Below are 15,341 nucleotides of genomic sequence, written 5' to 3'. Positions count from 1 at the left end.
TCTATTCGAAAGGGATTTTCAGTTGCTCTCCAAAATGCACCTGTTCTTCAGTGATATTGAGGTTGGACAGTCCGAGCCCCAAGAGCCGGATGGGTTTGGGAATTTCTTCCTGCCTTAGCAGCTCTAGACCCACTTCCCAGATTTGAGCCGGTTCGGGATACTGTTCCAAGGTTTTGCTCCGAGTCTGCTGGGTAAAGTCAGCGTATTTAAGCTTGAGCGTTACCGTTCTGCCTTTGATTCCTCCTTTTTGGGTTCGCTTGATTACCTCTTCGAAAATTGATTTTAACTCCATTTCCATTTCCTCCAGGCTGATGAGGTCCTTTTCGAAAGTGTTTTCTGCACTGAGACTCTTTCGGACTCGGTGAGGCTGAACCTCAGACAGGTGAATTCCCCGCACGATATTGTAGTAGTGAAGGCCGGACTTGCCAAATTTCTTGGTGAGGAATTGGAGGGAAAACTCTTTGAGATCTTTGCCATTGAATATTCCGAGTTTTTCCATTTTTTCGGCTGTGACCTTTCCTATTCCAAAGAATTTTTTGATCGGCAGCTTCTCTAAAAATTCTTCGGCTTCTTCAGGCAAAATCACTGCTTGTCCATTGGGCTTATTTAGATCGGAAGCAATTTTTGCCAAAAACTTATTGTAGCTGACCCCGGCTGAGGCATTCAGTCCTGTTTTTTCCTTGATTTTTTGCCGTATCTGCCTGGCGATTAAAATGGCGGATTTGAGTCCCATTTTATTTTCCGTCACATCCAAAAATGCTTCATCCAAAGAAAGGGGCTCGACCAAGTCAGTGTATTCAAAAAATATTTCCCTGATCTGACGTGAGAGCTCCCGATAGCGGTCAAATCGATGAGGTGCAAAAATAAGATGCGGACATTTCCTAGCTGCCAAAACGGAGGACATGGCTGAGTGAATTCCATATTTTCGCGCTTCATAGCTAGCGGCTGCCACCACGCCTCTTGCTGCATTCCCCCCAACTACCAGAGGCTTTCCACGCCATTCAGGATGGTCCAGTTGCTCCACCGAGGCATAGAAGGCATCCATGTCGACATGGATTATTTTTCGTATGATTTGGCTAGGATTACTTTCTTTATTTTCCACTAAGGACCTCCAGGATAGCATTTGCTTTTAGCAGACATTCATCATACTCTTGCTCAGCTTCGGCATCGATGGTGATGGCACTGCCTACAGCAAAATAGAGTTTTTTACTCGATTGATCTAAGATGATGCTTCTGATTATTACCGAAAAGTCAAAATCCCCAGTTTCGTTTATAAAACCCAAGGCGCCTGAAAACCAGCCTCTTTTGAAGTTTTCGAATTGGTCAATGAGCTCCATGGTTTTGATTTTGGGAGCGCCTGTCATGCTTCCCATTGGAAAAGTGGCCTCAATGATTTGTCTAAAGGTCGTATTTGGTTTGAGGGTAGCTGATACAGTACTGATCATCTGATGCACTCTTGGAAAAGAGTAAAGCCCAAAGAGCTCTGGAACCTCAACCGATCCTATTTCTGAGACTTTGGATAGGTCATTGCGCATGAGGTCTGTGATCATGAGGTTCTCCGCACGTTCCTTCTCACTTGCATGGAGCTGCTTTTTGTTTTCGAGGTCTTCTGCTTCATTTTGTCCCCTTTTGGCAGTTCCTTTGATCGGCTGGGCGATGAGCTGATTCCCCGTTTTTTTCAGGAAACGTTCTGGTGAGGCAGATAGAATATATTTTTCCCCAGCTTTAAAAAGTGCCGCAAATGGCATCGGAGACTTTTTATTCAATCTGAGAAAGGTATCGATTGGGTCCAGCTCTTCAAAATCCGCTTGGTACGCTATACAAAAGTTCATTTCATAGGTATTGCCCTCACGGATCTCATCCTGAATCTTTCGAAAATTTTTCAGGTATTCATCTTTGCTTGTCTGAGACTGAATGCTAACTGATTTCGTTTTTGGTTTTGGGCAAACTGGATTGAAAATTTCTGGTGGTAATGGCTGGCTAGAACTGATCTCCGAATTATTCCAGGATACCTGGAGTTTGGGCTGGAAAAACCAAAAGTCAGGTAGCTCAAAGAAACTCGGGTTTTTACTAGATAGTTTCTCGATCTGATTTTTAAAATCATAGGAAAAAATACCGGCCAGAGCTTCTTTCGAATATCTTTTTTCAAGCTCTTCGATTGAATTGATTGCTTGGTTTCCAGCTAGAATTTGATTGGGAAATGGGCCTTTGGGGTAGGAGTGATTATTCCCCTGAGTAAAAAGATAGTGGCTGTAGTTTTGATCAATCCAGCGAAGTAAATGAGGGAGATATTTTTCTTCTGAAAATGGATAGGTGTGTGAGTTCACAATACAAAAAAAAGGGAATTCCGAAGAATTCCCTTGATTTAAATTGGTTGATTGTAATTAGTTTGCTTTTACGTCAAGCATCAAAGATACAGTATTGTAGATAAACTGATCTTTTGCTTTGTCAACTGCGTTAGCTTCGTCTCCGTAAGAAAGACCCCACTCAGTACGATCAATGTTGAAGCCTGCTTTTGCAGTAACTACACCATTTTCCATCGCAACTGCAGCTGGGAACTTGATGTTTTTGGAAGTACCTCTCATGGTCAAGTTTCCGCTGATCCAATGAGTAGGAGTTTCAGGAGAAAGCTCAGATGCAGCCATTGGCGTATTGTCTGTCTCGAATTGCTCCATATCAGCAATTACATCACCAGCAGCAAAAGGCTCGATTCCTGTAATTTCAAAAGTTGCAGTTGGATGATTGGCAGCGTCGAAGAAATCAGGAGACTGCAAGTGTCCCCAAAGTTTGCCGTAGTTCTCAGAACCTTCCTCAAGGTCTTCGATTTTCAAACCTGTGATGTCAAATGTGAATTTTCCACCTGTAATTTCATCACCAGTCACCATCAAGGAACCTTCGGTAGCAGGGATTTTTCCAAAGTGCTGACCAGCTGGCTTATATCCTCTCCAAGAGATAGTAGTTGCATCCATATCAAGATTTAGAGCTTGTCCGGTAGCTTCTGCTACTTCCTTAGCTTCAGATGTTTCTACAGTTTCACTTGGTCCGCCACAGGCGAATGTCAAAAGGGCAGCCGAAAGAAATAGGCCTGTTTGTTTAAATAACTTCATAATGGTTTGTGTTTAGTTTCAAATTTGATGTATATACACGGAAACCAAAATTAATACAAAAAGTTCTGGTTCTCGGAAAATTTTTTGAATTTGTTCAAAAATCAAAAACTCAATGCAGGAAGCCTTAATAATGGAGCTAAACGGCAAAAAGCCAATTTTCGGAGAGTCATGCTGGTTAGCGCCGAATGCCACTGTTGTCGGTGATGTCATCATGGGAGATGAATGTACGGTTTGGTTCAATGCCGTGGTACGAGGAGATGTGCATGAGATCCGGATAGGTAATCAAACAAATATTCAAGATGGGGTAGTCATCCATTGTACCTACCAAAAAGCCGGAACCTACATAGGCGATCAGGTATCTATCGCTCATAATGCGGTAGTGCATGGCTGTACGATCCATGATCGGGTATTGGTAGGAATGGGGGCGATTATCATGGATGGAGCTGTTGTGCACTCTGGAGCAGTGATTGCCGCGGGTGCTGTAGTCTTGGCAAATACGGTGGTAGAGGCAAATTCCATTTATGCAGGTATGCCCGCCAAAAAAGTCAAAGAAATAGGTCCTGAGATGAAAGAAGTCATTGAACGAACAGCCAGAAATTACCCAATGTATTCTAAGTGGTTTCAAAAAGGCTGATAAAAAATCCTTTTAGAATTTTTTAACTAATTGATATTGAGTAAATTCGAGTTCTTTTAAAGCTTTTTTATGGAATCAACTTTTAGAAGTTTATCTCAAAAGGGATCATTAATCACCTTTTTCTTGATGATGATTGCCTTTAATTTATCGCTTTCCTTTTTTATGCCTAAGGAATATGCGCTGGATTTGAAATTTGCCTATACATTTTCGGAAGCATGGCAATCCCTCTCGGCAATGGATATGGATACAAGAGACCTCTATCGGAAGGGGATATGGTTTCTTGATTTACCGTATTTAATTGTATACAGTGTCTTTTTCTCAGGATTACTATACAGGCTGATGGGAATGAAGCGAGTTGTCTTCCTTCCTTTTTTGGTAGCTTCCTTTGATTTTATTGAAAACCTATTGGTTTTGCGCCTATTGAAGATTTTTCCAGAGCCTTCTAAGGTACTTACCCTTATAGCCTCCATTGCTACGACCTTCAAATGGATTGCCGTGGCTATTATGCTTGGGATAGTCCTGTTCGGTATTTTCCGATTAGTCTTTTCTAAGAAATATTTTCCTCAATCTTCTTCTAGGTCGAGGCTTTGATTTTTTAATTTTTGAGTAAAGAAGAATATCCTTTGCTTTTCAAGATATTTTGAATAGTTTTTCAAAACTTACGACCATTAATCTTTTTGGGAAATTTTATGAAAGAGGAATATTTCAAATGGTATTCTCCCCATCTCAATCGAGAGGTTCAGATGTTGACTTTTGGACATGCAGGCTATCCGGTGGTAGTTTTTCCTACCTCGAAAGGGTCCTTCCACGAAAACCGAGACATGGGTTTGATCGGTTCTGCCCAATGGTATATTGAGCAGGGTCTGGTTCAGATTTTTTGTCCGGAAAGTAATGATGCTGACAGCTTTTACAACAGAAACATTCATCCCCATCAACGCATCCAAAATCATGTGGCTTATGATAAAATGATCTGCCATGAGATTGTGGAGCGTATTCGATTGAACACTGCAGTAGCAAAAGTGGTGGTAGCAGGCTGTAGTTTTGGGGGCTATCATGCTGCTAACTTTGCCTTCCGTCACCCAGGATATGTAAGCCATATGTTCAGTATGTCAGGGGCTTTCGATATTAGAAATTTCATGGATGGATATAACCATGATGATATTTATTACAACAGCCCCTTAGAATATCTCCCAGGATTAAATGATGATGAGCTTTGGAAGATGGATATTGTACTGGGTACTTCTAATTGGGATATCTGTTTTGATGCTAATCTCAAATTAGACGACTGCCTCAATAAAAAAGGTGTTCCCCATTGGCTGGATGTGAGGCAAAATAGAGTTCATGATTGGGATGTCTGGAAAGAGATGTTTCCACACTATTTAAGTAGAATTAAGTTTGATTAAACCATTTTATCCAATAAGAATATGAAGAAGATAGGAATACTTTTCGGGATGGAAGATACTTTTCCTCAGGCTTTTATCGATCGAGTGAATCAAAAAGCAGAGAAGGGGATTATTGCCGAGGCAGTGAAAATTGACAAGGTGATCCAAAATGAGCTTTCCGATTATGCGGTGATTATTGATCGAATATCTCAGGATGTCCCTTTTTATCGTGCCTATTTGAAAAATGCAGCCCTGACAGGTACAGCCGTAATCAACAATCCTTTTTGGTGGAGTGCAGATGACAAGTTTTTCAATAATGCCCTGGCAGACCAATTGGGTGTTCCTCTACCAAAAACGGTATTATTGCCCTCGGCAGAGCACCCCACGGATACTACTTCCAAGTCCTTTCGAAATCTAGCAGCTCCTCTCGATTGGGATGGCATGTTTGAATACATCGGCTTTCCAGCTTACATGAAGCCCTATGCAGGTGGAGGTTGGAAGAATGTCTATAGACTTGAGAATAAAGAAGAGTTTTTTCAGAAGCATCCAGAAACCGGTCAACTCGTGATGTTGCTACAAGAAGAAATCATTTTCGATGAGTATTTCCGAGTTTATTGTCTTGGGGGGAAAGAGGTTCGCATCATGGAGTATGAACCACGAAACCCGCACCATCTTCGCTATGTGGTGGATAGGGCACCATCCTCGAAAAAGCTTTTAGCTAAGGTCAAAAAATATACGATTGATCTATGTAAAGGATTAGGCTATGATTTCAATACTGTAGAATTCGCTGTGAGGGATGGAATTCCTTATGCCATAGACTTTGGTAATCCAGCACCTGATGCCGATGTCAATTCGGTAGGTCAGGAAAATTTTGAATGGGTAGTTGAAGAGGCAGCCAACATGGCAATTCGCTACGCAAAAGCTCAAAAACCCGGAAAAATGAATTTGACTTGGGGAACCTTTGTCAAAAACTCCGTCGAGATGGCTAAGCGCTTTTAGTATTTAACTGTTTGATTATGAGTATCTCCAATAAAAAACTACCGAAGTTTACACTCGGCGTAGAAGAAGAGTACCAGATCATCGATCCCGAAACAAGGGACCTTCGCTCTCACATGTCCAAAATTGTGGAGGGAGGAAAGATTCAGCTCCGAGAGCAAGTAAAAGCGGAGATGCATCAGTCCGTGGTAGAGGTTGGTACCAATATTTGTCAAAATGTACAGGAAGCCAGAAAGGAAGTGGCTTTTCTACGGAATAAAATTGCTGAGCTAGCCGGAAAGCAAGGCTTAATCGTAGGAGCATCGAGTACTCACCCTTTTGCCAAGTGGCAGGACCAGGCTATCACCGATGAGCCCCGCTATCATCATATCGTGGACGAGCTGAAAGATATCGCCAGATCCAATTTGATTTTTGGTCTTCATGTGCACGTCGGCATTGAAAATAGAGAAACTGCCTTGCAGCTGATGAATCAGGCCTGCTACTTTCTCCCCCATATTTATGCCCTGACGACCAATTCCCCATTTTGGGAGGGAAGAGATACAGGTTTTAAGGCTTTCCGAGCAAAGATTTTTGCCAAATTCCCACGGACAGGACTTCCCGAATACTTTGATTCGGTTCAGTCTTATGACAATTATCTGGAGATTTTGGTCAAGACCAATTGCATAGATAATCCAAAGAAAATCTGGTGGGATCTTCGAATGCACCCGTTTTTTAGTACCATCGAATTTCGTATTTGCGACATGTGTCTTACGGTAGAGGAGACTACCTGCATCGTCGCACTGATACAAGCTGTGGTTGCCAAGCTTTACAAGCTATTGATGAGCAACACAAGCTTTAATATTTACCGGATCGCATTGATTCGAGAAAATAAATTCCGTGCAGCAAGAAATGGGATTGAAGGCAAATTGATCGATTTTGGTAAGAAATCAGAAGTGCCAACTATTGAGTTGATCGCTGAGCTATTAGATTTTATAGATGATGTTGTAGATGAGTTGGGTAGCCGGGAAGAAGTAGAATACGTTCATCAAATTCTAGCTAAGGGTACAGGAGCTGATCAGCAATTGGCCGTCTATCTTGAGACTGGAGACTTGGCAAAAGTCGTAGACTATATCACTGGTAAATTTACCGAAGGTATTTGAGTATTTGCCGTACCTTTGACCCGTAAAATTCAATCGCAGTGGCAAAATCAAAAATCAATCTGGCTATTTTGGATATGTATGACGGGGAGCCCAATCAGGGCATGCGTTGTATACAAGAGATAGTTGGGCGTTTTCAGAAACATATTTCTTTTCGGGTTTTTGACGTTCGGGGAAAATCAGAGGTTCCGGACGTTCAGGATTTTGACTTGTTTATCTCAACTGGTGGGCCAGGTAGTCCACTGGAGGGAAATGGTGAATGGGAATTGAAATACTTTGACTTTCTTGATCAAGTGTGGATTTGGAACCAAAACCATAATCAGAAGAAGTTTTTGCTGCTGATTTGTCACTCGTTCCAGATGGCCTGTAAGCACTTTGGGCTGGGAGATATCACTAAAAGAAAATCCACTTCCTTTGGCGTGATGACCATCCACAAGACGGATGAAGGCTTGTTGGACCCATTATTCTATAATTTGGACAATCCCTTTTGGGCAGTAGATAGCAGAGATTATCAAGTTATTCGTCCTGAAAAGCGAAAATTCAAGCAGTTGGGTGCTAAAATCATCGCCTTAGAAAAGATTCGAAATCATGTAGAATATGAAAGGGCCTTGATGGGTATTCGCTTTTCCGATGAGATCGTAGGAACCCAGTTTCATCCGGAGGCAGATGCGATTTCTTTTTTGGAACACCTCAAAAAGCCGGAGGTGAAAGAAAAAATCATCGCAGTCAAAGGAAAAGCCAAGTTTAGAGATATGATCGAGCACTTGGTAGATGAAGATAAAATCGTTAGAACCAATCAGGTTTTGATCCCTAACTTTTTGGAAAGGGGTATAAAGGCTATCGCTACCTATCGAAAAAAGAAAATTTTAATCTAAAGCTCGATGATTGAAACCTATCGGAAGCAATTCAATGCTGAGTTTTCGACGCAAAAATACCAAAAGCTTCTTGACTCGATTCAAGATGACTTTGGATATATTCCTACTTTTCGGGTAGCAGAAACGCCTTTCTTTATTCCTGATGATTTCAAGGAAAAGTTACTTCAGGCCTGCGACGACTTAGTCACTTTTATTAAGCAGCCCAAATTCAAAGAATTGACCCAAAGGGCGCTTGACTTGAATATTGAGGTTCCGAATGAGGACCTTCATACGCAGTTTATGGCAATTGACTTTGGGGTATGTGAGGAAGATGGAGTGCTTACTCCGAAGCTGATTGAGGTACAGGGATTCCCTTCAATTTTCAATTTTCAGCATAATCTTTTTCAAAAGCTGAAGAAAGTCTACCCGATGCTGGAAAGCTTGACTCCTTATCTATCAGGTTTGGATGAAGATAGCTGCCTTTCTTTGCTAAAAAGCACAATTTTGGGACAATATGCTCCAGAAGAAGTGGTTTTATTGGAAATTGAACCTGAAAAACAAAATACGAAAATAGATTTTTCTTACTGTGAAAAAGACCTTGGGATTGCCACTTGTTGTGTGACTAAGGTGATTAAAAAAGGGAAAAAGCTTTTTTACAAAAACCGAGACGGTCAAGAAGTTCAGATAAAGCGAATCTACAATCGGGTAGTGTTTGATGAATTGTTTGCTCGACCAGACTTGAAAATGGAGTTCAGCTTCACAGATGAGCTCGAGGTAGAATGGGCCGGGCATCCCAATTGGTACACGCGGATTTCAAAGTTTATTCTTCCCCATCTTCATGGACCTTATTTTATTGAGTCTACTTTGCTAAGTGAGCTTCAGGAAATACCAGAGGATCTTGAAAATTACGTTTTGAAGCCTTTATTTTCCTTCTCAGGTGCAGGAGTAATATTTAATGTGACTAAAGCTGATATTGAGGCAGTCCAAGACAAAGGCTTGTATATGCTACAAAAGAAAGTGAGCTACAAGCCTGTAATCCAGGCACCGGATGGATTGGTAAAGGTGGAGGTTCGAATCTTAGCAATCTGGCCTGAGGCTGACGAAAAACCTACTTTAGCAGGAAACCTAGTCCGTCTGAGTCGAGGCGAAATGATAGGGGTCAAATTCAATAAAGACAAAGACTGGGTGGGAGGGTCAATAGGCCTTTTTACTAAAAAAGCTTAATCATCCCTTTATCCCCACGCAGATGGGTCTTTTCTCCATGTGCCAAGTGACTGAAGTGCTTTTTCGTCAATGTAGGATTTTGCAACCGCTCTTGGCAAAAGATGCTCATAATCGCATAGCGTCACTAATTTGACTCCTGCTTTCTCGAAATTCTCAGCTGCTACCGGAAATCCATAGCTGAATATGGCCACCATTCCTAAGACCTCAAATCCTGCATTGCGCAGGTCCTGAACAGCTTTCAGAGAACTTCCTCCAGTGGAGACAAGGTCTTCTACCACCACTACTTTTTGACCTGGGGTAATTTGGCCTTCAATCATGTTTTCCATTCCATGACCTTTTGGTTTGGATCGGACATAGAGAAATGGGATTTCAAGCTCATTGGCTAAAAGTGCCCCCTGTGGAATACCGGCAGTTGCAACACCTGCTATCGCTTCGGCTTGAGGGTAAAAATGCTGAATGGATTGAGTCAAACCATCCCGAATCAGATTACGGACCTTCGGAAATGATAGGGAAAGCCGATTGTCACAATAGATCGGGGATTTCCAACCTGAGGCCCAGGTAAAGGGCTGTTCGGGCTGAAGACGAATCGCTTTAATTTTCAATAATTGATCGGCTACTTCAGCTGCTAGTTCATTCGATAAAATTTCCATAGCCCAAAAATACAGGAAACCCGAAAGGAATGTTTGTCTTGGTATAAAAAATCTGCATTTTTAAAATCTTAACGCAATGGTAAGATGCCTATGCGTACTATCATTCAGAAACAACCATTAAACCCAGCCGTGCTTTTATGCGGATTTTTATTAATGACAAACCGCTGGATATAATCAGCTACAAGCAATTAGTCAATCCTGAAAAATTCGAGGGAGTTTTTTCTGACTCTCAGGAATTACCCCCAATTAAGCGCTGGCAGGACGATATTTTGTTCAAGGACCCCTCGGTTGATTTAGTGATTCGAATTTTGTATCAATTAAGAACGCGGAAGCTGAGAGAATTAGACTCCATTACTTTAGTCTCACATACTAAGGGAGATCTTAAGAGCTTTATCAAAAGTCGGTTTTATACGATCAGAGCTGCTGGAGGGATAGTCTTAAAAGACAAAAAGGTACTTCTGATCCATCGATTGGGGAAGTGGGATTTTCCAAAAGGCAAATTCGATAAAGGCGAAACTCCTGAGCAATGCGCGCTTCGTGAAGTCGAGGAGGAATGTGGGATAAAGGTCAAAATGGGAAGTCATATCTGTAACACTTGGCATACTTACACCCAAAACCGGAAAAGTATCCTAAAAAAGACCTACTGGTATACCATGTCCTGTACAGATGATAGTCAGATGACTCCACAATTGGAGGAGGGAATTGATGATATTCGATGGTTTGGAATCGAAGAGGCTAAAGTAGCTTTAATCAATTCATACCCATCCATGCGCTGGCTTTTCAAGCAAATGCTGAAGGGGAATTTTAAATAGAATAAGGTAAAAACTCGCTCACATCTCCTCCATAGCGATGCACTTCCCGAATGACGGTGGAGCTGATAGCGGCATACTGCGGGGAGGTAATCAGGAAAACTGTCTCCAAGTCCTCGTTGAGATAGCGGTTCATTTGAGAGATGGTATTCTCATATTCAAAGTCGGTGGTATTACGTAGTCCCCGAATCAGAAAATTAGCTCCATGCTTTTTAGCGAGTGTTGAAGTAAGCTCATTGTAGACAATTACTTTCACTGAATCCATACCTTCGTACACTGACTCTATTTTTTTAACCATCAGGTCGATATCAAAATAGCGGTTTTTCTTGGTCGAATTATACCCAATGCCAATAATCACCTCATCAAAAATATCCAAGCTTCGCATGACGATGTCATGGTGTCCTTTGGTGTAGGGGTCAAAAGATCCGGGGAAAATGGCTGTTTTTTTCATGGGTTTGTCGTTCGCAAAAGTTATTTTCTTCGCTCAAATAGCCTTTGAGACTTTCAATAAATCTTAAGGGTGTTTCTTTCTTATAAAAGAGTGTTTTTTTATCCAAACGGATGGATGATCCTTATTGATATTGCCAATATACCTCAAACAGACCCAAATCCTTTATTTTTTTGAATCCGTGAGAGTAGTTCTGATTGGCATGAGGGGTTAAAATCCGCACATTATGGAAATACTCTTGAGCCCATTCTTCTGTGATTTCGGACTTAGAAGGTACTCCATAGATTGTAACCCGAACGTGCTTTGGATTAAAATTCAATTGCTTGATCAGAATCTGCACATACTTTAGCAGGTCTTCCTTCTCTGATATCTCAAACATATTGAAGGTAGTAAGCTCTTGATCGGTAAAGGCCGCTAGATACATTTTACCATCCAAAAGATTAACAAGTATTTCTTGTCCGATCAGATTGAATCGTTCTTTGAAGAGGTAAGACAGAAAAGAACAGGAGCCATGATAAAAGGAAATTTCAGTAAACCGAGCCTGAAGGCTTCGCTTAAGCTTTTCCTCTATGAATGAAACGATCTGAACATTATTACTGTCCAGTGCTGTGTGGAAAAAATGTGACTTTTCAGGAAGTTCCTGTACATATTCCAGATAGGTTCTGTCATTTTCGCTAGAATACAAAACCCCCGGTACTAAGCTGAATCCGGATTGATGAAGATAGACTCTGGCTGGCACATCGATCTTCAGTAATGGATCGGATATGATGAGCTTCTCCAGAGAGTTCCAATCAAATTTTGGATAAAAATGAATGCCAATATTGGCTTGATTCTGATCCTTTGCAAAAATTGCTAAAAAGCTAGGGTATAAAAAAAGTGATAAGCTTGCGGTATCACCCGCATCAAACTTATCACTTTTAAATACTTTTAGAGTGGTTTCCAATTTCGCTTGGATTATTTCCAGTTACCTTCAGTCGAGGCGTCTGTTCTGGATCCTACACGAAGAGCCTTCTCGTTGTTGTTCAATCTTCTTTCTGGGTTGATAGGAGCAGGGTCTCTGATCTCAAATACGTTGATCATGTAGCTATTTCGCTCAATTTTATCAGCGAAAAACTCAAACTGCTTTCCTCCTGAACCAGGTACTACAGCTAATTTATCAAGATCGAAATCAGGGAATTTACGCTCATTGAATAAGGAGTCAATCACCGGAACAGAACCCAAAGTATCGAAAGTGACAGTTGTCTCTTCTTTTCCGTAGTCAAGTAGCTTGGTTGTTTCTGTACGCTGAATCAACCAGATTTCGCCTTCTTGGATAAAGGTTTTAAGACTGTCCCAGGTGGAAGCATATTTTCCATTGGAAGCTTCGTAAGCAAGTTGTGCATCTCTAAGCATCTGAAGCTTTTCGATGACAGCACCTTCAATTAGAGCAATTCTTTTCTCTGCTTCTACGACATCATCGACGCCTTTCCATAGAAAGTAGCCAAGTGCTAGTGCACCCAAAAGAAATACGAAGGATAAGACTTTGGTTAGATTCATTTTGATTTGAGTTTTAAAATCTGGGTAAGGTTGATGGTTCTTTTTTGCCGTGCTATTTTAGGTATTTATTTCCAAAATTAAAATATCCTTTCCACAATCCTATCTCTCGGAATGATTTTATTCCCCAAAATACCTGATGAATAGAATCATGAGGTACGTTTTTAAGATCTTTTAAGCTCATCCATGCGATTTCGCTCAAGATTTGATTCTGGCTTTCGAGCTCGGGATCTATTCCTAAATGTAGTTTTCCGCCGTTCATTTCTACTTCGAAAAACAATTCTATAGCGTGTAAAGGGGGCTTCAAAAACTCATGCACACACAAGAATTTGCCTACTTCGATTTCCAATCCGGTTTCCTCCATAAACTCCCGCTTCAAATTGCTGGGAGCATCCGATCCAAAGTCCATCCCACCTCCAGGTACTGACCAAAAATCCCTCTGATCACTCATTTTATGTCTGACCATCAGGATTTTTTCATCGCGGATCAATACACCATTTACCCGCGTTCGAAGTTTATTTCCGAATTTCGATTCGATTTCTTGCCCTATTTTGTCTTCTCTCATTTACCTTCGTCTCTTATGGGTAAAGATACTCAGCTAGGTCAGAGACCGTCGGGTTTTATCAGAAAATATTTTCCCTTTGAACCAACAGAGGGGCAGGAGCGATTTTTTCTTGGGATGGATGAATTCCTCCTAGAAGAGACTGAGGAAAAGCCCACCTTTATCCTAAGAGGCTACGCCGGAACTGGAAAGACTACGCTCGTCTCTGCACTGGTAAAAGTGCTTCCGCGACTCAAAATGAAGTCGCTTTTGCTAGCTCCTACCGGTAGGGCTGCAAAAGTAATGGCTGGGTATAGTTCACGATCTGCCTTTACTATCCACAAGATTATATATAAGCCGAAAGAGGAAGTGTCGGGTTTGGGCTTTGGTTTTATTCTTCAGAAAAATTACTTCAAGGACACGGTATTTATTGTGGATGAGTCCTCTATGCTATCTGACGACGGCGGTATGTCGGGAACGCTTCTAGGGGACCTGATTCGGTTTGTGTTTAGTGGGGAAAATAATCGTCTTCTTTTAGTGGGGGATACGGCACAGCTACCTCCGGTGGGAAGTGAATACAGCCCTGCATTGGAGTCTGGATATTTGCAGAGGCAATTTCGGCTGAATGCCTCCCAAATTGAGTTGACTGAGGTGATGCGTCAGCGCCAGGAATCCGGTATTTTATTTAATGCAACGGGACTAAGGCAGCTTTTGGGTAAGAAAGACCCCCAGATTAAATTAAAAACAGGCGGCTTTAGAGATATTTTCAAAATGACGGGCGAGCGGCTTGAAGATGGATTGCGCTATGGATATGACAAATTTGGAAGAGAAAACACCGTGATTGTAACCCGATCCAATAAAAATGCGGTGCAATACAATCAATACATTCGGCGCATGATTTTTTTCTATGAAAATGAAATTGATACGGGGGACTTGCTGATGATAGTCAAAAATAACTACACTTATATGGCTGATTCAGACCGGGTGAATTTTTTGGCAAATGGTGACATGGCCGAAATCATGAAGATCAGAAGTTTTGAGGAGTTGTATGGGTTTCGTTTTGCGACTTTGGAGCTCAGGCTTTTGGATTACCCGGATGAGCCTCATTTCGAAGCAAAGGTACTATTAGACACACTGTATTCTGCTGCACCAGCATTGACGCGTGAAGAATACCGTAAGCTCTACGATCAGGTTTCGGAGGACTATGCGGATGTCGCAAGTAAAGCTGAGCGAACGGAGTTGATCAGAAAAGACCCTTATTTAAATGCACTTCAGGTTAAGTTTGCCTATGCTTTGACCTGTCATAAGGCCCAAGGTGGTCAGTGGGAGGCGGTTTTTGTGGATCAAGGATATTTACCGGATGGTCAGGTTGATCGTGATTTTATACGCTGGCTATATACTGCTGTGACCCGTGCGAAGGAGGAACTCTACCTGTTGAACTTTGCTCCGCAATTTTTCTAAAAGCTGACAAAAGGGCATGTCTGTCTGTTAGAATAAGTTAAAATGCGCCTCAGATCTTATACTGGTCTGGATTTTGAGTTATTATTGAAAAGTTGAATATTTGAATAATTAAAATAATGAGAGATATGAAAAAATTCGGTTTGCTACTTGGCTTATTTGCCTTCTTATTTGTAATCCAAGTCAATGCACAAAGTGAATCTGGCGCAGTGATTACCTTCAAGGAAAAGTCTGTTGATTTTGGCGACATCGTGCAAGGTCAGAAAGTTTCTCACACATTCGAATTGACCAATACTGGTGAGTCTCCATTGGTAATCTCAAATGTAGCTGCTACTTGTGGTTGTACGGTACCTAGCTGGCCAAAAGAGCCCATCGCTCCCGGAGCATCAGCTGAGATTCAAGTTTCCTTTAATTCAGCTGGGAAAATGGGAAAACAGAACTCTGTCGTGAGGATTTATTCCAATGCTTCAGAGCCTATCGAAAAGGTTTCACTGATTTCTAATGTGTTGCCCAAGACCAAATAAGATTTTCAATTAATAAGAATTCAAGCCCGTCATTTTGACGGGCTT

At 41.5% G+C, this 15,341-nt stretch carries 18 protein-coding genes; 10 read left to right on the top strand and 8 right to left on the bottom strand.

Annotated elements, in window-relative coordinates; all coding sequences use genetic code 11:
* Position 1: 1 nt before the first annotated feature.
* From dinB to CDH51_RS07980, 3 genes are read right to left on the bottom strand one after another with little or no spacing between them, the layout of a single operon-like run.
* The gene (gene dinB / locus CDH51_RS07990; protein ID WP_262494515.1) at positions 2-1,102 is read right to left on the bottom strand and encodes a DNA polymerase IV; all 1,101 of its coding nucleotides are present in this window, start codon (positions 1,100-1,102) and stop codon (positions 2-4) included.
* A complete protein-coding gene (locus CDH51_RS07985) occupies positions 1,092-2,327 on the bottom strand; it encodes an anthranilate synthase component I family protein (RefSeq protein WP_232724777.1) in 1,236 nt (411 codons plus the stop codon). The genes dinB and CDH51_RS07985 overlap by 11 nt, the downstream gene beginning before the upstream one ends.
* A gap of 57 nt (positions 2,328-2,384) precedes the next feature.
* Positions 2,385-3,107, bottom strand: coding sequence for a YceI family protein (locus CDH51_RS07980; RefSeq protein ID WP_100628157.1), 723 nt, complete (start codon positions 3,105-3,107; stop codon positions 2,385-2,387).
* Positions 3,108-3,219: 112 nt separating this feature from the next.
* Between CDH51_RS07980 and CDH51_RS07975 the strand changes: the two genes are divergently transcribed.
* From CDH51_RS07975 to CDH51_RS07945, 7 genes are all read left to right on the top strand, one after another.
* On the top strand, positions 3,220-3,741 hold the full coding sequence (locus tag CDH51_RS07975) for a gamma carbonic anhydrase family protein (RefSeq protein WP_100628156.1): 522 nt from the start codon (positions 3,220-3,222) through the stop codon (positions 3,739-3,741).
* A 69-nt stretch (positions 3,742-3,810) separates the two neighbouring features.
* Positions 3,811-4,332, top strand: a complete 522-nt coding sequence (locus CDH51_RS07970) for a hypothetical protein (protein ID WP_100628155.1) — start codon at positions 3,811-3,813, stop codon at positions 4,330-4,332.
* Between the two features lie 98 nt (positions 4,333-4,430).
* Complete coding sequence (locus CDH51_RS07965) at positions 4,431-5,144, top strand: esterase family protein (protein WP_100628154.1); 714 nt, start codon at positions 4,431-4,433, stop codon at positions 5,142-5,144.
* A 21-nt stretch (positions 5,145-5,165) separates the two neighbouring features.
* A complete protein-coding gene (locus tag CDH51_RS07960; RefSeq protein ID WP_100628153.1) occupies positions 5,166-6,122 on the top strand; it encodes an ATP-grasp domain-containing protein in 957 nt (318 codons plus the stop codon).
* 17 nt (positions 6,123-6,139) lie between these two features.
* Entirely contained in the window at positions 6,140-7,258 is a 1,119-nt protein-coding gene (locus CDH51_RS07955; RefSeq protein WP_100628152.1) for a carboxylate-amine ligase, read from the top strand.
* Between the two features lie 38 nt (positions 7,259-7,296).
* Positions 7,297-8,130, top strand: a complete 834-nt coding sequence (locus CDH51_RS07950; RefSeq protein ID WP_394335568.1) for a type 1 glutamine amidotransferase — start codon at positions 7,297-7,299, stop codon at positions 8,128-8,130.
* A 6-nt stretch (positions 8,131-8,136) separates the two neighbouring features.
* Positions 8,137-9,333 (top strand): hypothetical protein, encoded by a 1,197-nt coding sequence (locus CDH51_RS07945; RefSeq protein ID WP_100628151.1) that lies wholly within the window; start codon positions 8,137-8,139, stop codon positions 9,331-9,333.
* Positions 9,334-9,341: 8 nt separating this feature from the next.
* On the opposite strand, the gene pyrE is transcribed toward CDH51_RS07945, so the two are convergent.
* Positions 9,342-9,983: an orotate phosphoribosyltransferase gene (gene pyrE / locus CDH51_RS07940; RefSeq protein WP_024284917.1), complete on the bottom strand. Its 642-nt coding sequence runs from the start codon at positions 9,981-9,983 to the stop codon at positions 9,342-9,344.
* 137 nt (positions 9,984-10,120) lie between these two features.
* Here pyrE and CDH51_RS07935 point away from each other — a divergent pair, with 137 nt between their 5' ends.
* Entirely contained in the window at positions 10,121-10,795 is a 675-nt protein-coding gene (locus CDH51_RS07935; protein WP_100628150.1) for an NUDIX hydrolase, read from the top strand.
* Here CDH51_RS07935 and coaD read toward each other — a convergent pair.
* The 4 genes from coaD to CDH51_RS07915 form a co-directional block, all read right to left on the bottom strand.
* Positions 10,788-11,243 carry a pantetheine-phosphate adenylyltransferase gene (gene coaD, locus CDH51_RS07930; protein WP_026945304.1) on the bottom strand — a complete coding sequence of 152 codons (456 nt, stop codon included), beginning with the start codon at positions 11,241-11,243 and terminating at the stop codon, positions 10,788-10,790. The genes CDH51_RS07935 and coaD overlap by 8 nt on opposite strands.
* 121 nt (positions 11,244-11,364) lie before the next feature.
* Entirely contained in the window at positions 11,365-12,183 is an 819-nt protein-coding gene (locus tag CDH51_RS07925; protein WP_157807073.1) for a DUF3822 family protein, read from the bottom strand.
* An 11-nt stretch (positions 12,184-12,194) separates the two neighbouring features.
* Complete coding sequence (locus CDH51_RS07920; protein ID WP_100628148.1) at positions 12,195-12,776, bottom strand: hypothetical protein; 582 nt, start codon at positions 12,774-12,776, stop codon at positions 12,195-12,197.
* A 52-nt stretch (positions 12,777-12,828) separates the two neighbouring features.
* Positions 12,829-13,338, bottom strand: a complete 510-nt coding sequence (locus tag CDH51_RS07915; protein WP_100628147.1) for an NUDIX domain-containing protein — start codon at positions 13,336-13,338, stop codon at positions 12,829-12,831.
* 15 nt (positions 13,339-13,353) lie between these two features.
* Here CDH51_RS07915 and CDH51_RS07910 point away from each other — a divergent pair, with 15 nt between their 5' ends.
* Positions 13,354-14,775: an ATP-dependent DNA helicase gene (locus tag CDH51_RS07910; RefSeq protein WP_100628146.1), complete on the top strand. Its 1,422-nt coding sequence runs from the start codon at positions 13,354-13,356 to the stop codon at positions 14,773-14,775.
* A 125-nt stretch (positions 14,776-14,900) separates the two neighbouring features.
* On the top strand, positions 14,901-15,296 hold the full coding sequence (locus CDH51_RS07905; protein WP_100628145.1) for a DUF1573 domain-containing protein: 396 nt from the start codon (positions 14,901-14,903) through the stop codon (positions 15,294-15,296).
* The last annotated feature ends 45 nt before the right edge of the window (positions 15,297-15,341 follow it).

The sequence above is a fragment of the Algoriphagus formosus genome, from assembly GCF_002807035.1.
GTDB lineage: Bacteria > Bacteroidota > Bacteroidia > Cytophagales > Cyclobacteriaceae > Algoriphagus > Algoriphagus formosus.
This window is presented reverse-complemented; position numbering and strand designations above follow the sequence as displayed.